Annotated in this window: 20 protein-coding genes; 8 read left to right on the top strand and 12 right to left on the bottom strand. The window is 46.0% G+C overall.

Annotated features, from left to right (window positions below):
- Positions 1 to 77 precede the first annotated feature (77 nt).
- Positions 78 to 968, top strand: a complete 891-nt coding sequence (locus QUA88_RS00165) for a hypothetical protein (protein WP_333208415.1) — start codon at positions 78 to 80, stop codon at positions 966 to 968.
- Positions 969 to 1,048: 80 nt separating this feature from the next.
- On the opposite strand, the gene hisB is transcribed toward QUA88_RS00165, so the two are convergent.
- Positions 1,049 to 1,687 carry an imidazoleglycerol-phosphate dehydratase HisB gene (gene hisB, locus QUA88_RS00160; RefSeq protein ID WP_242725824.1) on the bottom strand — a complete coding sequence of 213 codons (639 nt, stop codon included), beginning with the start codon at positions 1,685 to 1,687 and terminating at the stop codon, positions 1,049 to 1,051.
- 409 nt (positions 1,688 to 2,096) lie between these two features.
- Entirely contained in the window at positions 2,097 to 2,873 is a 777-nt protein-coding gene (gene fabI, locus QUA88_RS00155; protein ID WP_333052503.1) for an enoyl-ACP reductase FabI, read from the bottom strand.
- Positions 2,874 to 3,202: 329 nt separating this feature from the next.
- Between fabI and ntcA the strand changes: the two genes are divergently transcribed.
- The 4 genes from ntcA (at position 3,203) to QUA88_RS00135 (ending at position 8,302) form a co-directional block, all read left to right on the top strand.
- On the top strand, positions 3,203 to 3,868 hold the full coding sequence (gene ntcA, locus QUA88_RS00150) for a global nitrogen regulator NtcA (RefSeq protein ID WP_333272220.1): 666 nt from the start codon (positions 3,203 to 3,205) through the stop codon (positions 3,866 to 3,868).
- Between the two features lie 77 nt (positions 3,869 to 3,945).
- The gene (locus QUA88_RS00145; protein WP_333269649.1) at positions 3,946 to 5,637 is read left to right on the top strand and encodes a DUF3084 domain-containing protein; all 1,692 of its coding nucleotides are present in this window, start codon (positions 3,946 to 3,948) and stop codon (positions 5,635 to 5,637) included.
- 431 nt (positions 5,638 to 6,068) lie between these two features.
- The gene (locus tag QUA88_RS00140; RefSeq protein WP_333265193.1) at positions 6,069 to 7,202 is read left to right on the top strand and encodes a formylglycine-generating enzyme family protein; all 1,134 of its coding nucleotides are present in this window, start codon (positions 6,069 to 6,071) and stop codon (positions 7,200 to 7,202) included.
- Positions 7,203 to 7,906: 704 nt separating this feature from the next.
- Positions 7,907 to 8,302: a pre-16S rRNA-processing nuclease YqgF gene (locus QUA88_RS00135; RefSeq protein ID WP_333052493.1), complete on the top strand. Its 396-nt coding sequence runs from the start codon at positions 7,907 to 7,909 to the stop codon at positions 8,300 to 8,302.
- 262 nt (positions 8,303 to 8,564) lie between these two features.
- Here the strand turns inward: QUA88_RS00135 and QUA88_RS00130 are convergent, their stop codons facing one another.
- From QUA88_RS00130 to QUA88_RS00120, 3 genes are all read right to left on the bottom strand, one after another.
- Positions 8,565 to 8,990 carry a hypothetical protein gene (locus QUA88_RS00130; protein WP_333052491.1) on the bottom strand — a complete coding sequence of 142 codons (426 nt, stop codon included), beginning with the start codon at positions 8,988 to 8,990 and terminating at the stop codon, positions 8,565 to 8,567.
- Positions 8,991 to 9,198: 208 nt separating this feature from the next.
- Positions 9,199 to 9,387: a hypothetical protein gene (locus tag QUA88_RS00125; RefSeq protein WP_333208418.1), complete on the bottom strand. Its 189-nt coding sequence runs from the start codon at positions 9,385 to 9,387 to the stop codon at positions 9,199 to 9,201.
- A 335-nt stretch (positions 9,388 to 9,722) separates the two neighbouring features.
- Positions 9,723 to 11,303: a photosystem II high light acclimation radical SAM protein gene (locus tag QUA88_RS00120; RefSeq protein ID WP_333269646.1), complete on the bottom strand. Its 1,581-nt coding sequence runs from the start codon at positions 11,301 to 11,303 to the stop codon at positions 9,723 to 9,725.
- A gap of 375 nt (positions 11,304 to 11,678) precedes the next feature.
- On the opposite strand from QUA88_RS00120, the gene QUA88_RS00115 reads away from it, so the two are divergent.
- Both QUA88_RS00115 and QUA88_RS00110 read left to right on the top strand, forming a co-directional pair.
- Positions 11,679 to 12,068 carry a DUF1830 domain-containing protein gene (locus tag QUA88_RS00115; RefSeq protein ID WP_333269644.1) on the top strand — a complete coding sequence of 130 codons (390 nt, stop codon included), beginning with the start codon at positions 11,679 to 11,681 and terminating at the stop codon, positions 12,066 to 12,068.
- Positions 12,069 to 12,305: 237 nt separating this feature from the next.
- On the top strand, positions 12,306 to 12,896 hold the full coding sequence (locus tag QUA88_RS00110) for a hypothetical protein (protein ID WP_333259650.1): 591 nt from the start codon (positions 12,306 to 12,308) through the stop codon (positions 12,894 to 12,896).
- Between the two features lie 139 nt (positions 12,897 to 13,035).
- Here QUA88_RS00110 and QUA88_RS00105 read toward each other — a convergent pair whose 3' ends face one another.
- The 7 genes from QUA88_RS00105 to purL all read right to left on the bottom strand — a co-directional run bounded on the left by QUA88_RS00105 (position 13,036) and on the right by purL (position 22,498).
- Positions 13,036 to 14,121 carry a DUF3474 domain-containing protein gene (locus QUA88_RS00105; RefSeq protein ID WP_333052482.1) on the bottom strand — a complete coding sequence of 362 codons (1,086 nt, stop codon included), beginning with the start codon at positions 14,119 to 14,121 and terminating at the stop codon, positions 13,036 to 13,038.
- Between the two features lie 733 nt (positions 14,122 to 14,854).
- Positions 14,855 to 16,321, bottom strand: a complete 1,467-nt coding sequence (gene purF, locus QUA88_RS00100; RefSeq protein WP_333241685.1) for an amidophosphoribosyltransferase — start codon at positions 16,319 to 16,321, stop codon at positions 14,855 to 14,857.
- Positions 16,322 to 16,460: 139 nt separating this feature from the next.
- On the bottom strand, positions 16,461 to 16,652 hold the full coding sequence (locus QUA88_RS00095) for a hypothetical protein (RefSeq protein WP_333269642.1): 192 nt from the start codon (positions 16,650 to 16,652) through the stop codon (positions 16,461 to 16,463).
- A gap of 216 nt (positions 16,653 to 16,868) precedes the next feature.
- The gene (locus tag QUA88_RS00090) at positions 16,869 to 17,195 is read right to left on the bottom strand and encodes a type II toxin-antitoxin system RelE/ParE family toxin (protein WP_333052477.1); all 327 of its coding nucleotides are present in this window, start codon (positions 17,193 to 17,195) and stop codon (positions 16,869 to 16,871) included.
- Positions 17,192 to 17,440 carry a type II toxin-antitoxin system ParD family antitoxin gene (locus tag QUA88_RS00085; RefSeq protein ID WP_333052475.1) on the bottom strand — a complete coding sequence of 83 codons (249 nt, stop codon included), beginning with the start codon at positions 17,438 to 17,440 and terminating at the stop codon, positions 17,192 to 17,194. The genes QUA88_RS00090 and QUA88_RS00085 overlap by 4 nt, the downstream gene beginning before the upstream one ends.
- A gap of 243 nt (positions 17,441 to 17,683) precedes the next feature.
- Positions 17,684 to 19,708 carry a bifunctional serine/threonine-protein kinase/formylglycine-generating enzyme family protein gene (locus tag QUA88_RS00080; RefSeq protein ID WP_333269640.1) on the bottom strand — a complete coding sequence of 675 codons (2,025 nt, stop codon included), beginning with the start codon at positions 19,706 to 19,708 and terminating at the stop codon, positions 17,684 to 17,686.
- A 228-nt stretch (positions 19,709 to 19,936) separates the two neighbouring features.
- The gene (purL, locus tag QUA88_RS00075; RefSeq protein ID WP_333269638.1) at positions 19,937 to 22,498 is read right to left on the bottom strand and encodes a phosphoribosylformylglycinamidine synthase subunit PurL; all 2,562 of its coding nucleotides are present in this window, start codon (positions 22,496 to 22,498) and stop codon (positions 19,937 to 19,939) included.
- A 135-nt stretch (positions 22,499 to 22,633) separates the two neighbouring features.
- Between purL and QUA88_RS00070 the strand changes: the two genes are divergently transcribed.
- Positions 22,634 to 23,239 carry a pentapeptide repeat-containing protein gene (locus QUA88_RS00070; RefSeq protein WP_333052467.1) on the top strand — a complete coding sequence of 202 codons (606 nt, stop codon included), beginning with the start codon at positions 22,634 to 22,636 and terminating at the stop codon, positions 23,237 to 23,239.
- The last annotated feature ends 150 nt before the right edge of the window (positions 23,240 to 23,389 follow it).

The raw sequence follows: 23,389 nt of genomic DNA, 5'->3' as shown, positions 1-23,389 counted from the left end.
CAGCAAAGACTTTTGTCCTAACTACAAATCTATTCCACTTTTCCAACAAGTCTAGTCAATTCAAGATAGAAAAAATTATGATGAATGTTTCTACAATAGCAGATAACAACGTTGCGATTCAGTTGTCGATCGAAGAAGTAGAATTTTTCCTGCAACTTGTTCAGGAAGTGCAACAGGTAATACCAAATAGTTTTACAACAAGAGTGAATACCTCTCCCAGACAAGCTAGAGGTTTTTTTGAATCTATTCTTCAAGATATTAAACAGTCCGGTGAAAGCTTGATGAATATTAGCTTTTTGTTTCAGGAAATATGTCTATTGCAGAACTTATTGAATGAAGCTTGTCACGCGATAGTCATCAATGATTTTGAAATAAAATTAGGGAAGTCTCAACAAGAAGCAAAAGAACTTTTAGAGTGGGTGTGTAATGTGACAAAAGAGATGGAAGCTCTTAAGGAAGCCAGAAGAACTTCATATATGCCCTCTCCTTCAAATCTACCGAAACTAAAGGAGGCGAATAAATGTTGCCTTGAGGCTGACGGATACCTGATTACTTTTTATATAAGAAAACTTCTGTCTTCTAAAAATGTTGTTAATCTATTTATCGTCTTAAAGATTGGCACCACTCAGCTTGTTGCATTTTCCATTAGTTCTGCGCCCAAACCAATTGAGGTTGAAGATTTATGCGCTCTTATCAAAACCTTTGAACAATACATTGAACTTTCTGACCAAGAGTTTGCAGCTTTAGAAAGCCCTTTTCAAATTTTTAATAGTAGCATTTTTCAATTGCATACTTTAGAAACAGATATTACCTCAGACAATGAAAAGTATGCTATTGTGAATTTTATGCTACCTTTAGCGAATTCTAGACATAGCATTGTGAAACCTTTTATAGGTGTTAAAGGAGCCGTTACTTTCAGAAATATTTGTAGCTTTACCTCATCAATGCGAAAGATATTAACTGAGTAATGCTCAAAAATCACAGAGTAATAGGGCTATTTTAATTTACAAGTTCGTAGTAGCGCCCAAACGCTACTGCAAACCCCATACTACAAAACTCCTTTAGAACTCGGAATCCGACTGGCGCGCCTGGGATCGATTTCTACCGCCATCCGCAGAGCTCGCGCAAATGCCTTAAACGCCGCTTCTACAATGTGATGAGAATTTCCGCCCTGCAACTGTCGAATGTGCAGTGTCATTTGAGTGTGGTTCACCACCGCCGAAAAAAACTCTCTCACTAATTCAGTATCGTAAGTGCCGATCCGCTGGTTGGGAATTTCCAAGCTGTAACTTAAGTGAGGGCGTCCCGAAAAATCTAGCACTACCTCAATTAAAGCTTCATCGAGAGGGGCGATGAAATGTCCGAAGCGAGAAATGCCCGATCGATCCCCGACAGCTTTTGCTAGCGCTTGGCCTAAAGTAATTCCCACATCTTCGTTCGTGTGGTGGTCGTCAATCTCCAAATCCCCGATCGCCTGCACGTCCAAATCGATCAATCCGTGAGAAGCAATCTGATGCAACATATGGTCTAAAAACGGAATCCCCGTAGACGCCTTGCAAGTTCCCACACCGTCGAGATTGAGGCTGGCCGTGACATCCGTTTCCAGTGTCGTGCGTTTCACCAAGGCGGCCCTAGCTGGTTGAACTGAACTTGCAGGAGGTACAGAAGGGCGATCGATTATTTCCATAATTCGCAATTGGTCATTCATTAGTTATTGATAATTAGTAATTTGAGAACGGGATTTTTTTAGTGTTGAGTCTCAAGCAAGGGGCGGGTTGTGCATACAACTGACATCAGACACCTGCAGTCAATCAAGGGATTTTTGGTGGGTGGGGGCGGGTTTATTTAACCTGTCTGTCACCGGAGAAACTTTTTGGTGAACCCGCCCCGTAAGGTTCTTGAAAATGGTGCAAGAAGATGCGAGTGGGTGGGGGCGGGTTTATTTAACCTGTCTGTTACCGGAGAAAGTTTTTGGTGAACCCGCCCCTACAGGTTCTTGAAAATGGTGCAAGAAGATGCGAGATCAAACTTACTTGTTAAAGTTAAAGTTTATTGTCTAAACCCGCCCCTACATAACTCTAAATTCTCGACAACTGTTACATTCCCATGATTTCGTAACCGGCATCGACATACAAAATTTGACCCGTAATTCCGCTAGCGAGATTGCTGCACAGAAAAGCCGCAGCATTTCCCACTTCCTGCTGAGTCACCGTCCGCCGCAGCGGGGCCACTTCCTCAACGTGGTGGATCATGTCCAGAATACCGCCAACTGCTGACGAAGCCAGAGTCCGAATCGGGCCAGAAGAAATCGCATTTACCCGAATATTTAACGGGCCCAGTTCAGCAGCCAGATAACGAACATTCATTTCCAAAGCCGCCTTAGCAATTCCCATCACATTATAGTTAGGAACTACCCGGACGCCGCCCAAATAAGTCAGCGTCACAATACTGCCACCCTCGGCCATCAGGGGTTTAGCAGCAGCACAAAGCCGCACCAGCGAGTAAGCGCTAATATCCAAAGCATTGGAGAAACCTTGGCGCGAAGTGTTGGTGAAGTCTCCCGAAAGTTCGTCCTTGCCGGCAAAAGCCAGACAGTGGATCAGGACATCTAACTTGCCCCACTTGTCGGCGATGGTTTGAAAAGTAGACTCAATTTCGCTCTCGTCTTGGACATTGCAGGGCAAATACAGACTGGGATTGAGCGGTTCCACCAGTTCAGCGACTTTGCGCTCGTGCTTGCCTTTCTCGTCCTTCAAATAAGTTATGCCGAGGTTGGCCCCAGCTTTGTGGAGCTGCTGAGCTATGCCCCAGGCGATCGAGCGATTGTTGGCAATGCCCGTAACAAGAGCATTTTTTCCGGTCAAATCTATCATCTGTAGTTTATCTAAAAGCAACTTGCACCGTTCTCATTGGCTATATCTGACAACCCCGCCAGTTTAGACACAACTGATTCAGATTTAACTGATTCAGACACAATTGAGACACAATTGAGACACAATTGATATTAATTTTGCTGTGGAGCTACATGGGGGCGGAATTGAAAAAGTTAAGAGAAGGGCTAGATTTAATCATACAGTGCGTGTTTACCTTAACATTAGATGGAAGTAACAGAATCCTTGGATATTGGAGGTTGGGCAGTATATTTACTCAATAAGGTTAATCGGCAAGTTATAAAGTATTGATTAGTACAAAGGATCTAGTCGTGACGCATGATAGACCGCTAGCAGCCGTGTTCCGCCAAATCAGCGGCGGGGCGTTTCCACCCATTGTGGAAACCTTTGAACGGGGCAAGACAATTTTTTTCCCTGGAGACCCGGCTGAGCGCGTCTACGTTCTCATTAGAGGTGCTGTGAAGCTCTCCAGGGTTTACGAAGCAGGGGAAGAAATTACAGTCGCCCTCCTGCGCGAAAATAGCGTATTTGGGGTGCTGTCTCTGATTACGGGACACCGATCGGACAGGTTTTACCACGCGGTAGCCTTTACGCCGGTGGAATTGATCTCGCTGCCGATCGAACAAGTCGAGAAAGCGCTCAAGGAAGACCCGGAACTGTCGATGGTGATGCTGCGGGGACTGTCGTCTCGGATTTTGCAAACCGAGATGATGATTGAAACGCTGGCGCACCGAGATATGGGTTCGAGACTCGTCAGCTTTTTGCTGATTCTGTGCCGGGATTTTGGCGTGCCGGGGGCTGAGGGGATTACGATAGATTTGAAGCTGTCCCACCAGGCGATCGCCGAAGCGATCGGCTCGACGCGGGTAACGGTGACTCGTTTGCTGGGCGATCTCAGGCAAGAAACCATGATCTCGATCCACAAGAAAAAGATCACAGTCCACAACCCGGTGGCCCTAAGCCAGCAATTCACTTGATGCCGAGAAAGTATAGGATTTTGGATTTTGGATTTTAGATTCAATCCAAAATCCAAAATCCAAAATCTAAAATCGGAATGACTGCTGGATACATCCTGGTATTTGTAATTTTAGTGTTGGGGGGTGTGATCGCCACTGTCAGCGATCGCCTTGGGACGAAAGTTGGCAAGGCAAGATTGAGCTTGTTCAAACTTCGCCCCCGCGATACTGCTGTTGTTGTGACAGTGATGGCTGGCAGCATCTTGTCAGCACTGACTCTGGGCATTTTGTTTGCTACTAGCAAGCCGCTGCGAACGGGAGTTTTTAGAATAGACGAGATTCAAAAAAGGCTCAACAACGCCCGCAGAGAAATCAACCAAGCCACTCAAGAAAAAAATCGAGTTGAAACTGAATTAGCTCAAGCCAGAGCCGCTCAAGCGCAAGCTAGAGCCAATTTAGAGCAAATAAATCAATCCCTCCAAGCAGCTAATGCTGAGCAAGCTCTGACGCAAACAAAATTAAACTCGCTGCGGGCCCAGCTCAACAGCGTGCAAGCAGCTAAGTCTAAAACTGAAGAGCAGTTAAGTCAGGTAGAAGCGGCTAAATCTAAGACAGAAGAACAGCTCAGGAGCGTGGAAGCAGCTAAATCCCGCACCGAAGAACAATTGAAACTGGTGGAAACGATTCGATCGACTACACAAGCTCAGCTCGATCGCACCCAGAACCAATTGAAAACAGTTTCTGCTCAAAAAACGGCTTTAGGATCGGAAATCGCCCAACTGCAAGAGGAACGGCAACAGTTAATCGAGCAGCGAGAGCAGGTAAAAACTCAAATTGCCCAGCGAGACGCAGAAATTGCCAAGCGAGACGCAGAAATTGCCCAGCGGGACAAGGAAATTGTCGATCGCAACGAACTAATTGCCCAGCGAGACAAGGAAATTGCCCAGCGAATGCAAAATCTCGCCGAGCGCGATCGAACTATTGTCGAGCGCGACAAAGTAATTGCCGAGAGGGAAGCACTGTTAGAAACCTTGGCACAGCAACAAGCTCAACTCGAACAGCAACAAACTGTCTTGCAGCAGCAAGTGCAAATTTTGGAACGCGACTTTCAGGCAATCCGCGAGGGTACAGTTGCTATCAGGCGCGGTCAAATTTTAGCTGCTGGCGTGGTTCGCATTATTGAACCCGGTATGGCGAGTCGCGCGATCGATCGGCTTTTGCAAGAAGCAAATAAAACCACCGTCGGACTGATGCAGCCGGAAAATACCAAGGTTAGGGATCAGGTTATTCAAATTACTAAAGCAGAAATCGATCAACTAATTAGTCAGATTAAAGACGGTCAAGACTACGTGGTGCGAATTGTTGCCGGCGCTAATTACCTGCGGGAAGAAAAGCTAATTAAGGTATTTGCAGAAGCAGAAATCAATCGAGTTGTGTTCCGCGCTGGAGATGTGATTGCAGGGGTTGCTGTCGATCCGGTGACTTTGACTGACGAACAGGTGCGGCAGCAGTTGCTGCAATTGATAGAAGCTTGTCAATTTCGCGCTCGCCTAATCGGCGTTGTCGGCGGTAGAGTTCAAGTGGCCGACAGTCAGATTGAAACTTTAGCTGGTTTTATCGAGCGATTGCAGCAGTACGAGAAACCGCTGGACGTTCAGGCGATCGCGGCAGATGTCACTTACATCGCCGGCCCGCTTAAAATAGATTTAGTTGCTCGTGAAAACGGAGTCGTTGTTTTTCGCACCGGACAACAAAAAGCTGGCCCAGGAGATTTGAAAGTTAAAAAATAAGTGCGATCGACATATCGAATTTGATGAAAAATTTTGGGCGATCGAATGACAATTTTGCTTGACTTTTTCGCGCCCTTGACATATCATTAAATCATGGGAATCCGTGCCGCCATATATATAGCAATCGTAGGGTGCGTCGCCACCAAAAATCTGGAAGCAGCACCAACAATCTCACATCGACGCACCATACCCAATTAGTAGGGTGTGTCGCCACCAAAAATCTGGAAGCACCACCAACAATCTTACAGCGACGCACCATACCCAATTAGTAGGGTGTGTCGCCACCAAAAATCTGGAAGCACCACCAACAATCTTACAGCGACGCACCGCACCGCTAAGAGCGCAAAGAAAGAAACGAAGAATCGAACCCTGAGATATTGACATCACAAAACAAAATTTTGCTCAATTAAAATGCAGGAGCGTGCGGTGTAATGTCAGACAATCAAAATGAACCCAGAGAATACGATGCCGTCCGTGGCGGTCAAAATTTAATTCCTGTCAATGCGGCGGTACTCGGAGGCATTCCCGGTGTTAAAAGCCGCTTAGCCTCACCCATTGTCGAAGTGAGAATCGCCGCCCTCTCCGAAGCACTCAAATATGGAGAAGCTGGCTTAGATGTGATAATGCAAGCCTTGCGCGAGGAATCAATGCAGGTGAAACTTGCTGCCTATTCACTCCTGAAAGATAGAGATGATTTAAAGATAAAACCGCAGTTTCAAGACTATCTCCCTACATTTGAATTTGATGTCATCACAGTGGATGCTGAAGGAAAAGAAAACAGTCGTAGAAAGTATGCGGCTCATTACTTCCCGGAAGACTTAGGTAATGGAGTTGTGCTCGAAATGGTTTACATTCCCGGAGGCACATTTATGATGGGTTCGCCAGAAACAGAGCGAGATAGAAAAGATAAGGAAAGTCCGCAGCATCAAGTAACATTACCAGCTTTTTATGCAGGAAAATACCCCCTCACCCAAGCACAGTACCAAGCAGTTATGGGAAATCATCAATCGGAGTTTAGAGGTGAAAAACTTCCTGTAGAAAACGTAAGCTGGAATCAGGCTGTAGAATTCTGCCGGAAACTTTCTGAAAAAACAGGCAAGATTTATCGCTTACTTTCGGAAGCAGAATGGGAATATGCTTGTCGCGCCGGAACTATAACACCTTTCTATTTTGGCGAGACAATTACCACGGATTTAGTTAATTATAACGGTTATCAACCCTATGGTGCAGCGCCCGAGGGACTTGTTCGCAGACAAACGATAGATGTAGGGAGTTTTGGCCCGAATGCCTTTGGACTTTATGATATGCACGGTCAGGTCAGCGAATGGTGCAGCGATAAGGTGCACATTAACTATGACGGCGCACCGATTGACGGAAGTTCTTGGGAAACTGGAACAAGTAGTGGCGGAGTGCTGCGTGGAGGTTCGTGGAGGAGCGGTGCGGTCAATTGCCGTGCTGCCTTCCGCAGCTTCTTCCCTCGGCGCTACTCGGGCTTTTTGGGCCCGTGCAGGGGTTTTCGTGTAGCGGTTGCTTTGGCTGTCCCTTTCTCCCTGTCTTATCTGTGAGGACTCTTCTTGACTCTTTAGCCCTTTTCCCTGTTTCCTGTTTACCCTCTTGCGCCCGCTTTAATTTTTTTTTTTTGCACTCATCTTTGCACCCGATTCAAGATAGTAGGGTGCGTCGCCATCAGTAATTTGCAAATCAAATCGACAATCTCACAGCGACGCACCGCCTGCACAGAGGTGAGAGAAACCGGGTTTTTTCGATAAATCCAAACTGGGAAGCAAATATTGTGGCAAAAACCCGGTTTCTGATTTGTGCGCGTTGCTGTGAGAAACCGGGTTTTTTCGATAAATCCAAACTGGGAAGCAAATATTGTGGCAAAAACCCGGTTTCTGATTGCTGCGGGGGGCAAAAGAAACCGGGTTTTTTCGATAAATCCAAACTGGGAAGCAAATATTGTGGCAAAAACCCGGTTTCTGATTGCTGCGGGGGGGCAAAAGAAACCGGGTTTTTTCGATAAATTAAAACTGGAAGTAAAGATTATGGCAAAAACCCGGTTTCTGATTTTAGACATTATATGGCCGCAGGGATTCCCATGATGATATAATATGTCAATCCTGCAAAAAAGTCAAGCAAAATAAGTACGATCGCCCGCAAAGATTTTGAGACATTCAAGAATGCAAGTATCAGATTAGATATAGGTTGGCGATTGAGTTGACTGGCGCTCGATCGCAACTACAAACTTATTAACACAGGACTCATAAATATGATTTTAGGTTTCGATCCAGGTAAAGACAAATGCGGCATAGCTGTAATGGGTAGAGATAAGAAGGTCTGCTACCATCAAGTTGTGCTGTCGGAAGCAGCGATATCTACTATTCAATCTTTGTGCGAACAGTTTCCCATTGAGTTATTGGTAATCGGAGATCAAACGACTTCTAAGAGTTGGAAACAAAAACTGACACAGAGTTTGTCGCCAGCGCTCAAAATTGTTCAGGTGGACGAGAGGTACAGCAGTTTAGAAGCGAGGGAACGCTACTGGCAAATGTACCCTCCCACGGGACTTTCGCGCTTGATTCCCCAGGGAATGCGGACGCCACCGAAGCCAGTGGACGATATTGTGGCGATCGTCTTGATTGAGAGATATTTGAACAAAAGTTAGTCAATCTTATAACCGTTACCATTGATTCTCTTGGATTATTAAGGAATCAATATGTTTTGGTGGGCATTAAATTTTTAACTTAAATCATGTCCGGTCGAGCCATCGCAATTTTTGTAGGGGCGGGTTCACCAACAATACCTGCCAATAATTGACAATATTAAAAACCCGCCCCCATCGGCATATTATGGTTAATCGATCGGACATGATATTAAATAAAATACACCCTAAATTTAGTGAATTTATCATTAAATAACAGTTAGTGTTACTTAATGACAGCTTCGGTCAAAATTACCTTACCATTCTGGCGGACTTGCAGGCGTTGGGGATTAATCGAATAGATAATATTGCCGTTAGTCGCTTCATAACTTCCGTCATCACCTGCTGTTACTTGCATGACATTGATTTGGGTGCCATTTATTTTGCTAAGGCCGCGGTAAAAAATATCGCCTTCCTGGGTTTTGCAAATGTATATAGAAAAGTTGGGCGTTGCGAAAAATTGCACCATTTCGGCCCTCGGACATCCCTCAACTTGAGCAATTTGCAGCGGTTGATTATTGCCCAAAGTGTTGGGTGCGGGTTGATTTAGTGCAGTTGCTTCTGCTGAGGCGGTCAAAAAGCCTATCGCACTAATCCCCGCCATAACTAGAACTACTGCTTTAATGTCCTTAACTGTATCTTTATAAAACATCCTGTTACTCCTGGTTTTAACTATATAATTACATCTTAAGCTATCTTTGCTGGATATTAATAATATTTAATCTCAGAGGTGAGAGGTGCAGGGAACCCGGTATACCCTCGGTTTAAGTAAGGTGCGAACTGTGCACCTAACACCCGTGAAAATACACAAGTATGTCAATGCGATCGCAGGCAAGCAATCTCTTGTATTTATGACATTTTTAAGATTTTATGACTTGTTCACGCCGATTTGAGAAACCGGGTTTCTTCATATATTTCTCGTTACTAAACCTTTGATTTTCGTAGAAACCGGGAATCAGCGCCCCCATGTCGCGAACGGACTCTTTTATATCAATTCCGGTTGCATTGGAATGATTAAACCGCAGAGAACGCAGAGAACGCAGAGTCAATCGATTTTAGATTTTAGATTTTAGATTTTAGATTTTAGATTAAAGAATTGACCCCACGGATAAATTCGGGGGCTTGTTTATCGCATACAGGTTTTTTATTTCTGGGTCCTGAGTCTGCGAAGGAATGAATCCGGGGGCTTGTATCCTGGATGCTTTCGGTCAGAGAACAGAGAGATGAATACAGGACGATGAAGGGCGGATTTGATATTACACGGTAATGTTTATTTGCACTTACCTATTTATTGAATAATAAAAAGGGAAATAGAAGATAGATTTTTCCTCCCATTTCCCCTTTTGAAAAGAACCGTCTTCCTGACTGCGAACCTGGTAATTAATTAATTAACTGCTGCCAATTGTTTGTCTTTGATTTCCACTGGCGCGGTTAATGCTTCTTCCAAATCCGCACAGCCGAGTTTTTCCTCCAGAATTGCCATCACTTCGCGGCCGAAATCATTGGAATTCCGCTGCCAAGCTTCTAAACAAATTTGCCCGAAAAACGAACCCAAAGGTTCGGGATTCCACAGCAACTTTCGCGCTGTCCAAGGCATCAAACTCATGGGATCGTAACCCGGTTGCAGAATCTCCTTTTTAAAGGCGTATTCTTCCAAAATTGTGTGCGGCTGCAAGCCGATAAAGAAAATCGCGGGTTCTACTTTATCGGCTCCGAAAATCCGCTCTAATTCTCGGTGATAAGCAATAGTTTGCCGGATGGTTTCAAAGGTTTCGTCAATGACGTTAAACGAGTAATTCACGGAAACCACATCGTTGTAACCGGCTGCTTTTAAATCGCGGCAATTCTCTAAAACTACTCGCAAGTTGTAGCCCATCCGCATTTTGCGAACCAGTTCCTGGGAACCGCTGGTGATGCCGATTTCAAAGTAATTCATCCCCGTTTTTACCATCAAATCGCACAACTCTGGTGTGAGATTGTCCGCACGGATGTAAGCGGCCCAGTGTATGTCGTCCATGCCGGCGGCGATGATTTTTTGCAATAATTCAACTGCATCGTCGATGAATTTGCGGGCTGGGATAAATTGAGCGTCGGTAAACCAGAAATTGCGGATACCTCTCGAGTACAATTGCCGAATTTCCGCCACCACCTCATCCGCCGGATTGATCCGCACTTGTTTCCCTTCAATCACCGTATAAATGCAGTAACAGCAATTGTGAGGACAGCCGCGCTTGGTTTGGACTCCGACGTAGAAGTCCATATCCTGTAGATAATAGGAAAATTCCGGCCAAATCGTTTCGATGTAGTTATAGTCGCAAGCAGTTTTCTCGATGTTGGCTGGCTTTTCGTGAATTAGCTTCGCGCGCGGCACGGTTTCTCCCACCACATAACATCTTTCCTCTGCCAAATCTTCGCCCTTAATCAACTTCTCCAGCAAAGCTTCGCCTTCCCCCACCGAAACCACTGTTCCCGCCGGCAAACTGCGGCCCAACTGTTCGTAAAACACGCTCACAGCACCGCCTCCGACCACTGCACGAGCTTCGGGGCGGTATTTCCGGGCCCGCTTCAATCCGCGCTTAATCAGTCCTAAATTGCGCCAGAGTTCGGTGTAGTAAGACGCGGCCAAACGCAGTCCTCCGAGTGCTCCCCGGAACTTGATCAGCGGATTTTTGGCGTAGTAAAACTCGAAGGCATTTTGCAGCGGATTGCCGCCTCTGCCGCCGACGGGCGCGTAAATTTGAATGTCCCGCCAAGAGAAAACTAGCAGAGTCGGCTTAAACTCGTCTATGCTGGCATCTAAAGCTTTAGCGAAATCCAGGGGGGGTACGGCACCTAAATCGAAAATGCGCTGTTCGACATCGGGAAACAGCTTGTGTACGTGATCCGAAAGATAGACAACTCCGATCGGGAAAATCGGATTGCAAGGGAGGCGAACGTACAGGACTCGGTTTTCTCGGTTTTCCATGATTGCCATATCCTAAAGTGGAACTTTTTCAGCTATGTTAATATTCTTTTAATATAACTTTACAATATGTCTAATTTTCGCAATTTGACATTAAATATTCTTAAATTTTTTTAAACTGGCTAAAAGCCGAGCTTGTTGGTGTCGATCGGCGACAGCAGCAGAAAAAAGCTAATTTTTAAGTGAATACAGCTTATTTTGACAAAAAATCTCTGCTAGGAGTCAAAAAGCCGATATTTATCCGGTTATATTTTAATAGAAGTTCGATCGGTCTCTCATGTATTAGGGAGTTGGTAGTCGGCTTTACAGTAGGCGGGATCGCCTAGTGTTAGCCTGAGAAGATAACTAAAACTTTTAGGCAAGGCTCCCTCAGCAGTTATGGCTCAAATTCTTGACCCCGTACCCTCAAACATTGACAGCAAGATTCTGTGCTGCTACGTCAACGCCACCAGTCAGATTCAGATTGCTCGCATCGCCAACATTCCTAACTGGTACTTTGAACGAGTGGTGTTTCCCGGACAGCGCTTAGTGTTTGAAGCGATGCCCGCTGCAGCATTGGAAATTCACACCGGGATGATGGCTAGTGCAATTTTGTCGGATAAAATTCCTTGCGATCGCTTGCAGATTAACGAAGGCCCCTATTCAAAGGTCAATCCTAGCAGATCCCCAGAGGCAGTTCCGGGCGATCGAACAATCATGGCCGGCCGCCCCAAATCCAGAGAAATCTCAGAACCTTTGACTGTACCGGCGCTAACCGCCGTTGATTAATCCCAGTTGTGAGTTTTGAGTTATATAATTGTCAGTTAATTGATAACTCCGCGCTCAAAATTCCAACTTCTGCAAAGCGGTAAAAACTCAACAGTTAAGAATCAAAGTTTGTGAAATGAATTTTAGATCAAAACTCACAACTGGAAATATTGTCCGGTTTTTCGTATTTCTCTGAGTTTGGTTGGCGGGCCCAAAAGCTGTGCAAAAATATCCTTAAACAGCTTCTCGAATTCAGCCATGTCAGCACAACCTCTTGCTTCTTCCCCATCTTCTGCCCCAGTATTTGAGCCGGCGGTATTCCGGCTTTCTCCCCTGATTAGAATCACGCTGTTGAGCTTGTACACAGCCCTGACAATTCCATTGCCGTTTTTGTCGGAAGTAACGAAAGCACCGGTTCCTCCCGCCGCACTCTGGGCGGGAATTGTTGTTGGGGCTGTGGGCCTCTACGGCGTGCTCAGTGAAAGGGTAATTTTGAGCGAGGAAGGGATTGAAGTCACATATCCCAAGTGGTTTCCGCATTTTTTTCGCAAGGGTTGGTCCCTACCTTGGACTGAGGTAAAAGCTCTCAAACCTCGATCGACCGGTCAAGGAGGTTTAGTTTACTATTTTTTGAGTCATTCGGGTGAAGGTTATTTGTTGCCAATGCGGGTGGCTGGATTTGGTAAATTAGTCGGTTTGGTGGAAGCAAAAACAGGTATTGATACTAGAGATGTCCGCCCTTTGTCGCAGCCTTGGATGTATCTTATTTTGCTGGGATGTACGCTGCTGCTGCTGTTGGTGGATGCGTGGACTATTGTTACGGCGATCGGGCTTAAAGGTAATCTGTAAATTTATTGTGGGTGGGCATCTTGCCCGCCCCCAATATGCAGGTTAAATGTGGAATATCTTATGATCAAACACGCACAAAAAAGAAAAACCCGGTTTCTTAAAGAAGCCGGGTTTTTGCGTATTCTATTGTTTATTTAAACTACTTAACTTCAGCCGATCGCCGACTGTTAGGTGATTCGTAGTAAACTCCAGAACCTGTATCGGAGACAAAATGACAATCCCAGTAAGAGCGAATAAAGCTCTTCCAAATTGGATCGGTTGACTTGCGATAATAATCGCCCAACACTGGCTTGATGGCTTCCGTTGCTTCCTTCAAGTGATAGTGCGGCATTGTCGAGAAAATGTGGTGGGCTACGTGGGTGCCGATATCGTGATGGATGGAATTGATGATTCCGTAGTCGCGATCGATCGTAGACAATGCACCTTTCAAGAAAGACCAATCATCTCCGCGATACCAAGGAATATCGGCTTCTGTGTGGTGCAGGAATGTTACCAAATCCAGCCACATCACGAACACTACATAGGGAACCAAGTAGAACTTGAGTAAAAACAGCCAACCAAACTGATAGGTTAGCGCGCCTAAAAAGCCTACCATCAGTACCAAGGATGCGGAACTTGTCAACACATCCCATTTTTCGGACGGACGGAAAATCGGGCTACCGGGCATGAAGTGAGAACCTACTCGATCGGGCGATCGGCGAAATAGATAAATTGGATAGGCAAATAACATCAAATAAAAGCGTCCTAGCTTTTCGTACCAAGGCATTTGATTGTATTTGCTTTCCGATACCGGATACCAGCTTTCATCGTTATCTAAGCTGCCTGTATTTGCGTGGTGGGTTCTGTGACTAATCCGCCAACCGTGGAAGGGCACGAGAATTGGAGCGTGGGACAGGTGTCCGATCAGGTTGTTGAGCCATTTGCTCTTAGAAAATGAACCGTGTCCGCAGTCGTGACCCACTACAAACAATGCCCAAAACATGGTTCCCTGCATCAACCAAAAGATTGGATAAAAGAGCCAGGAATCCAGGGTGTAGGCGATCGCATACAAACCTGCGATGATGCCAATATCTAAAAAGAAATAAGCCAGAGATTTCCATGCCGATGGCTCAAAACAGTGGGCTGGAATGGCTGCCTTGATATCTTGAAGAGTAAAAGGTAACTCTGCTGTACGAGAGGATGAGCCTTGATTGCTCGGCTGATTGAGAACAGTATTTGATTGCACGAAGTTTCCGATTTAAGCTGACTTGAGAAACCGCATTCCGCCTTCTTTTAACAGTCAATCGATTTTAGATTTTAGATTTTAGATTTTAGATTCACTCCACAGATGAATCTGGGGGCTTAAACTAATATCTAAATTTTTGGCTCTCCCGGACAGGAGTCGGGGGGTTGTATGCCCTATGCAGGTGAGGTAACATTCAACCTGCAAGGAGCCATCTTTTTACTCTGCAAGGGTTTCTAAAGTTATTTAGTTCGCATGAATAGCCCGTCCGCGATTCTCAAGCAAGTTGGCTTGTCGAATACTTGTGTCGGAAAAATTAGTGCGATCGACCCTGTTATCTGAAAAAATCTCATGTGCCCGTTGTTGGTGCGAAATGCGACTTCCATCTGAGAGTGGACATCTGGAGGAACTACCTCCAGTCTGCAGGTAGCATACAGCGTTTCGAGCAGGAATTGTGAACGAGAGTGTAGGGAAAAACCATCGATTTTAGATTGCCGATTTTAGATTCAAGCACAAATCTCAAATCTCCAATCTCCCATCTCCAATCCGAGGGTTGGGTTTCGCACAAGTTCTACCCAAGCGACTGTTCACTACAGTTCACAAATTCTGCAAGAATTGCTAAAGCTAAGTTAATGTAACATTTCTACACACATTCTGGCAATGACTTACCAGAAAAACTTGAAAATCCATAAATTGCGGAAAGTGACGGGCGATCGCTTTCTCGCTTTGGGATTTTCTAGGTTCCAGCTTTTTCTAATATGAGCTTAGACCGTTTTACCATTTCTGGAACGTCGATCGGATAATCACCGGTGAAACACGCCGAACAAAAACTCATCGGGTCTTCGTTAGTCGCCTTCAGCATTCCATCCCAACTCAAGAAAGCCAAGGAATCAACCCCAATTTGGGTGCCGATTTCTGCGACTGACTTAGTAGCAGCAATCAACTGATCTTGATTGTCGGTGTCGATACCGTAGAAACACGGATGAGTCACCGGCGGCGAGGAAATTCTCATGTGAACTGCTGTTGCGCCAGCATCCCGCAAGGCTTTGACGATTTTGCGACTGGTAGTGCCGCGCACGATCGAATCATCGATAATAATTACCCGCTTTCCTTCCAACACATCTTTGAGAGGGTTGAGTTTCATGCGGATTCCTGACTCCCGCATTGTCTGAGTCGGTTGAATAAAAGTGCGCCCCACGTAGCGGTTTTTAATCAATCCTTCGGCGTAAGGAATGCCGGAAGCTTGAGAAAAGCCGATCGCCGCCGGGATTCCAGAATCGGGAACGCCGATAACTATATCAGCATCAGCCGGAGATTCTGCTGCCAACAAACGCCCGATCCGCAGTCGGTAGCTGTACAAACTTTCACCTTCCATCTGGCTGTCGGGGCGAGCAAAATAGATCATTTCAAAGATGCAAAGTTTGCGCTTCTGTTGCTGGCTCCAGTGGAAGGAAGCCATACCTTCCTCTGTAATCCAAACTAATTCCCCGGGTTCTACGTCCCGCAAAAATTCAGCACCGATAATATCCAAGCCGCAAGTTTCCGATGCTAAAACGTATCGTACCGGAGTTGTGGGGAGGATGCCAATTACCAACGGGCGGACGCCTTGGGGGTCGCGGACTCCCATCACGCCTTTAGGGGTGGCGATCGTCAAACTAAAGGCTCCTTGGCACATACCAAAGGCACTGATCGCTGCTTCCAGCCAGTCTTTGCCCTTGTCTACCTCGGAACCGATCGCCACTGCGATCGCCTCTGAATCCGTCGTGCTGACAAATTCGCACTTCCGAGACAGCAATTCTTCGCGCAATTCTTTAGTATTGACAAGATTACCGTTATGTGCTAGGGCCAGACTTCCCAAACGAGTTTCGACAACCACAGGCTGAGCGTTGACCACGCGCGAGGAGCCCGTAGTAGAGTAGCGAGTGTGCCCTACGGCTAAGTTACCGGGCAAGTGACCTAAACTCGATTCGTTGAAGACTTGGGAAACCAGTCCCATATCTTTGTGCAGGTGGACTTTTTCACCGTCAAAGGTAGCAATCCCTGCTGATTCCTGACCGCGGTGCTGCAAAGCATACAAACCGAAGTAGGTCAACTTGGCGACATCTTCACCCGGTGCGTAGATACCGAAAACGCCACAAGCTTCCTCGGGCTTGTCGGGTTTGCTAGAATGCTCGTCAGCCGCGAAGGAATGGTTGGGAATCATAGATGGGTGGGTTCCTAATGGGGAAGGTGGGTTAGGGGGACAGTTTCAGCGGGAAATCTTGTTTGCGAAGGCGTCGCATAACTTAACATTCCCTTAATCTTGCCACGGATCTGTCATTATTTCCAAATCGTGTAGCATTTCAGACAGAAGCGATGCGGCGTTTAATGGCATTGTAGTATCGATCGCCCCCAAATCCTATATTAACCTTAATTAACAGCGGGCGAGGGCTGGGGCGATGGCTGGGGCGATGGCTGGGGCGATGGCTGGGGCGATTGTCAAACGAAGTCAGCGCAACGCCAGACTGAAGAGATTGGCGATCGTGCAATGGCAAATAAATTAGAAACTTGCTTGATGGGCTTTTTCAAATATTAGAATTTAAGGGCGATCGAGCTTGACTTTTCTGTGAGATTGACATACTATATCATCATGGGAATCTGTGCGGCCATGTAATGTCATTTTGGGGGCGATCGAGTATTAAGTAATACCGACAGGAGTGAACCGTGGGATGGAGATTTGGCAGCCTGAAAAATTTTCCTACTTTACAAAGTCAATCAGCTTCATCTCCTGACAAAACTTCCTCTAAATCTCTCGCTGCGTGCAGAATTCTCACTACCTCAATATAGTTATCAAAAGACAGATAGAAAATCAGATAATTCTCAAACCCCCTAACTGACAATCTTCGCAAACCCTCCAACCGTGGATTTTTAACCGGATACAGGCGACCCATTCCCGACATTTGAGCCAATCTCGCAAATGTCTGACGTGCTGCATCAAAAAAACGCAATGCAGCATCAAGATTATTTTGAGCAATATAAGCAAAATTTTCGTCTAAATCTTGACTTGCTCTTGGTGTAATGACAATCCGTTTAGTCATTGCTGGTGTGGGTCAAGATTCTGCACCAACTGAGCCCGTTTTTGCTCCCACCAATCATCGGTAATCTCTATAGAATTGCCACTATCCAAACCAGCCAACAATAACGACTCAACCCGCGCGGCTCTTGCTTGTTCTTGGCGAATTAGGTGCAAGATGTATTCCGCTGCATTACTGTAGCCTCCGATTGCCACTTGTTCGTTAATAAAATTTTGAATTGAATCGGGAAGAGGAAGATTGAGGGTCATATTTTTTATCCTTCCTAATATGTGACCGTGGCATATTTTAACTATTATAGGACTTCTGCACGGGTAGCCAGAAACCGGTTTTTTTTGCCCAGAAGACGCGCTACAGACCGCAAAAACCCCAAAAAACCCGGTTATGAAGGTTTTGATGCGTCAAGGACTATATTTATCAACCAGGTTGAAACCGCCCAGCCTTAAAAGAAAAGTCCTCGCGGGAGACTACAGCAAAGAACCGAAAACCAGAGACTACGCGGAAACCAAAGCCACGCGAAAACCGATGTCCGAGTAACGATCGCCCGCCAAATTGCTAAGACGATACGCACTGCGACAATTCACCGCAGTGTCGTTCCAGGAACCGCCACAACGCACCCGGCGATCGCTTCGATCGTTGTCGGGATGACTGCACCATTCCCAAACATTCCCGTGCATATCATAAAGTCCAAAAGCATTGGGTGAAAAATTCCCGACATCAGTTGTTTGTTTGCGGTAAAGTCCCTTCGGTGCCCCACCATAGGGATTATTGCCATTATAATTAACTAAATCTGGGGTAATAGTTTCGCCAAAATAGAAAGGTGTTTTAGTTCCGGCGCGACAAGCATATTCCCATTCCGCTTGTGAAGGTAAGCGATAAGTCTTGCCTGTTTTTTGAGAAAGCCGCTTGCAGAATTCCACAGCATCATTCCAGCTTACTTTTTCCACAGGAAGTTTCGCACCTTTGAACTCAGAAGGGTTATTTCCCATCACCGCTTGGTATTGTTCTTGAGTTATCTCATATTGACCCATAAAAAAAGCAGGAATATTCACGGTACGCTGCGGCCCTTCATAGCTACTTCGTCCGGCTTCCGTATCGGGCGAACCCATCACGAAACTGCCGCCAGGAATTGCTACCATGTCTAGACTAATACCATTCCCAATATTTTCTATAAAAGCCTGTGCTTTTCCTTGACGGCGGTTGGCAATTTGCCCCGTTGAGTTGACTGTCACTGTTTCAAAAGTAAAGCTTTTTAAAGCATTGGAAGATGGCGTAGGTTTTAGAGTTTCTGGTGCGGGTTTTGGAGATGGTTTGGGCGATGGACTTTCTGCTACAGATTGTGGAGATGGTTTTGGCGATGATTTTTTTGCTGTAGTTTTTGGAGATGATTTTTGAGCTGATGATTTAGGAGATGGGGCCGCATTGTTGGATGAAGGCGGAAGATTTGGTGAAGATGAAGAAGTTTTGTTGTTCCACAAACTTTGACCCAGCACAGCTAATGCAAATCCTCCCCCAGCAAAACCCGCTAATTGCAAGAAACCTCGCCTTGTTGTCTTAGTTCGTAACGGCAAAGAGTGCTGTGGAATCACAGGAATTGTGGGATTTGGTGTCGGTGCGGGAGATTGTCTTGACTGACCTTGAAAATCTCTTAAAACTTCCTCGGCTGATTGATAGCGCTGCTGGATATCTTTTGCCAACAACTTAGATAAAATCAATTCCAATTCCTTGTCTATGGGACTCTTCAAATGTTGCTGCCAATTGCCAGTCCAACTATAACCGTGTTCCGTCCACAAACCATAAGGATGTACCCCCGTCAGTAGATGAAAAGCCGTCGCCCCCAAGCTAAACAAATCGCTTGCTGCATAAGCTTCACCCCCTTGCATTTGTTCAAGCGGTGCATAACCATGGGAACCAATTTGCGTTCCCTGTCGCGATATCACTGTTCCTGACAACTGTTTGGAAACTCCGAAATCAATCAGCATTAACAAACCGTCGCTGCGACGGCGCATAATATTCTCTGGCTTGATATCTCGGTGAACAATTTTTTGTTCGTGAATAAACTTGAGAACAGGTAAAAGTTCGAGTAATAGTTGCTTAACTTGGCTTTCTTGCCAAATTCCCTGATTTTGGAAAAGCGTCAACAAATTATCCCCATCCACAAACTGTTGTACGAGATACAAATATTTGTTGTCTTCAAAATAGGCATCAAGGGATGGAATTTGGGGATGTTGTCCTAGCTGTTGCAGTTGTCTAGCTTCTAGCTGAAATAATTCTACTGCTTTGTTAATCGCCCAAGTTCCCTGGACATCGGGTGCTAATTGTTTAACGACACAGGGTTGATTTAGTCTATCAATATCTTCTGCTAAATAGGTTCTGCCGAAGCCACCTTGACCGAGGAGTTTGATCATGCGGAAGCGATTTCGCAGGATGGGTACGAGTTGAAGGCCACAACTGATGCAATATGTTTGCCCGTCGGGGTTTTGAGGATTGGGGCAGTTGGGATTGATACAGCAAATCATTTATTTTAGGAATGATATTGTTTATATTGTATAGTGTGCAAGAACCCCGACTTCTGTAATAGGTTTTTACCAGAATCGTGAATTTTGTAAGAAGTTGGGGTTCTAGGGTGTGTTTTCAACCCGGAGATCCCCCCTAGCCCCCCTTAAGAAGGGGGGGACAAGAGTATTCAAAGTCAGCCCCTACTCCCCTTTTTAAGGGGGATTTAGGGGGATCGAAACTTCACGTTGTCAAACAGATCCAATCCGACGCTCGATCGCATTATAGAATCGATCGCCCATCTCACTCATCCCAACCTCAATTAACACTTGATTGTCAGCACTCACAACCCGTAAAGGTGATTCAGCACAGCAAACTAAACCAAGCTTCTGCCACATTTTTGTCAAATGTTCCTGCAGGTAAGCTTCCCAAATTTCTTGATTTTTCGGTGCGACTGAAACTACAATGCAGTTGCCCATTTCACCAAACAAAATTTCATCCCAGCGGCGGACATTTGCCGAGTTGAAACTGAGATGAATTTCCGCACCCATTTTAGCAGAAATACAAGATTCCGCGAGGGCGATCGCAATTCCACCTTCCGCACAATCATGGGCAGAACATACCCAACCTTGGCGAATTCCATCGCGACAAACCGATTGCACTTTTCTTTCCAACTCAAAATCTATCCTTGGCGGTTTCCCAGCTACAATCCCGTGAATTGCCGCTAAATATTCCGAACCTCCCAAAGTAGGAGAAGTTTCGATTTTTGAGCTTTCCGATGGAAGTTCGGAGTTTTGGGATGATTCACCAATTCCCAGGACATAAATTAAATCACCTTTCTTTAGCCAAGCTTGGCCGCAAATCTTCTTCAAATCGGGAATTAACCCCACCATTCCGATTACCGGAGTCGGATAAATTGGTTGAGGATTCCCCTCAGCATCAACCGTTTCATTGTAAAGAGAAACATTGCCGCCAGTAACAGGCGTTCCCAACTCCCGACAAGCATCAGCAATCCCGCGACAAGCTGACGCTAACTGCCAATATCCGATCGGCTTTTCGGGACTGCCAAAATTCAAATTATCAGTAACTGCGAGAGGTTCAGCACCCACACAACTCAAATTTCTCGCTGCTTCCGCTACGACTGCTTTTGCACCTTCATAAGGATCGAGATAAACATAACGAGAATTGCAATCAACCGTTGCAGCAACTCCGGGAATAGCCCCCTGCGGCGCTTCCTCCTTGCTAAGGGGGGGAGAAACTTTTGGAGTTTCCCTACCTTGTGCCTTTGTAAATAGAGGAATTACCTCTTCTTCCTGTTTGCTTTCGGAAGCTAGAGAAACGGCATTTTCTCTCAGTAGATCCCCCTTAGCAAGGGGGTGTACTTCTAACCCGTTAGCAAGGGAAGAGTGGCAAGGTTCTAGCGGACGCAATCTGACAACGGCAGCATCAGCGCCTCCCGGCAAAACAACAGTATTGTTTTGCACTTGATGGTCGTATTGGCGATAAACCCAGCGTTTAGAAGCGATGGTGGGAGTATCTAAAAGCGTCAGCAAAATCTGAGTCCAAGTTTGGAAATTGCCGTTAATTTCGATACCTGCAACTGTGGATTGTGGCAGGGAATCCGCCGTCCATTCCCATGCTTTTTTAGCATATTCTGGCGGTTCTGTCAACAGTTCTCGGTGATAAATTGGCGTGTTATCTGCCAAAGCAGTTGCGGTAATTTCGGCAGCGATTTCGCCTTTAAAGAGAATTCGGACGATCGGCTCTTCGATGACTGTCCCCGCTACTACTGCGTGTAATCCCCAGCGATGGAAAATATCGATTAATTCCTGTTCCCGTCCTTTTTGGGCAACAAACAACATCCGTTCTTGGGATTCTGAAAGCAGGTATTCGTAGGGAATCATGCCGCTTTCTCGAACGGGAACTTTGTCTAAATCGAATTCAATGCCGACGCCGCCTTTGGCTGCCATTTCTGATGTCGAACAGGTGATTCCCGCCGCACCCATGTCTTGGGCGGCGACGACTGCACCGGTTTTGAATGCTTCTAAACAAGCTTCAATTAAGGATTTTTCTAAAAATGGATCTCCTACTTGGACTGCGGGGCGATCGTCCATTGATTTGTCGGTCAATTCGGCACTGGCAAAACTTGCTCCTCCCATGCCATCTCTGCCAGTAGTTGAACCGACGTAAAGCACGGGATTTCCGATGCCGGATGCGCCGGATTTGACGATTTCTTGAGTTTCCATTAAACCCAAGGCCATGACGTTAACTAATGGGTTGCCGGAATAAGCCGGATCGAAGTAAACTTCGCCGCCAACTGTGGGCACGCCGATGCAATTTCCATAATGGGAAATTCCCGATACTACGCCTTTGAACAATCTCTGAGTTTTAGCATCGTCTAAGTTGCCAAAACGCAGGGAATTTAAAAGTGCGATCGGGCGAGCACCCATTGTGAAGATATCGCGGAGAATCCCCCCGACACCGGTTGCTGCACCTTGGAAAGGTTCGACTGCTGAGGGGTGGTTGTGGGATTCAATTTTGAAGGCGAGTTGCAAGCCTTCTCCCAAGTCTACGACGCCGGCATTTTCTCCGGGCCCGACGAGAATTCGATCGCCCTCTGTGGGAAACTGTTTTAATAGTGGCCGCGAATTTTTGTAACAGCAGTGTTCGCTCCACATGACGCCGAACATTCCCAATTCAGCTTTATTAGGATGGCGGCCAAGACGCTGAACGATTTCTTGATATTCTTCTGGTTTGAGTCTTTCAGCAGCAATTTGTTCGGGGGAAAATGGGGATTCGGAGATGGGAGACATGGAAACTCGTTATAAACCACAGGCTTTATTCTAAATGCCCTGTGCTTGGTTAATCTAAAATCTATAATCTAAAATCTAAAAACCCAGATCCTTGCTTGGTTAATCTAAAATCTAAAATCTAAAATCTAAAATCGAATGACTTTACCTCAAAATCTCAATTTTGCTAACCAAAACTTGCGGAACCGTTCTTTTAAAGGGCTTGACTTATCTGGGGCGAATTTCAGCGGTTGCGACATTCGAGGCTGCAATTTCACCGGGGCGATTTTGAGGGGGGCAAATTTTCAGGGTGTCAGAACCGGACAAAGCCGCAGGCGGGTGAGAAATTTGATTGCTAGGGCTGGGGTGACAGCGGTGACAGTGACGGCTGCTGGGGCTTTGACGGGACTGATAGCCGGGGCGGATGCGGGGGCTGTGGCTGTGGCTGGAACCGCTGCTACGGCGATTGCTGCGACTCGGTGCGAAGCTGGAATTGTGGCGGGGGCTGTGGCTGGGGCTGCTGCTGCGATCGGCGCTAGCGGTATTGTGACATTTTTGGGCGGAGATACTCTCAGGGGAATTGTCTTATTTTTGGTTTCTGGGGTAATTCTGGGGTTAACTGCGATCGGCTTTTTTATCGCTGTTGAACAGATAGAAAAATTGTCGATAACGTCGTTTAGAAAAGCTGATTTAACTGATGCTGTATTCGATGCGGGGGTGGTTCTAGATGCAGATTTTTCTGATGCGCGAGGAGTGCCGTGGTAGACTGCACAATTACTGATTTTTTTGATTTTTTACCGAAAGCATCCAGGATACAAGCCCCCGGATTCATCCGTGGAAAAATAAAAAACCTGTATCCGATGAAACTTGCCGAACGTATTTATTCGTGGGGTGAATGCTTCAATTCTAAAATCT

Origin of the sequence: Microcoleus sp. D3_18_C2, assembly GCF_036702395.1 — a bacterium.
In the GTDB taxonomy this organism is placed as follows: Bacteria; Cyanobacteriota; Cyanobacteriia; order Cyanobacteriales; family Microcoleaceae; genus Microcoleus.
This window is presented reverse-complemented; position numbering and strand designations above follow the sequence as displayed.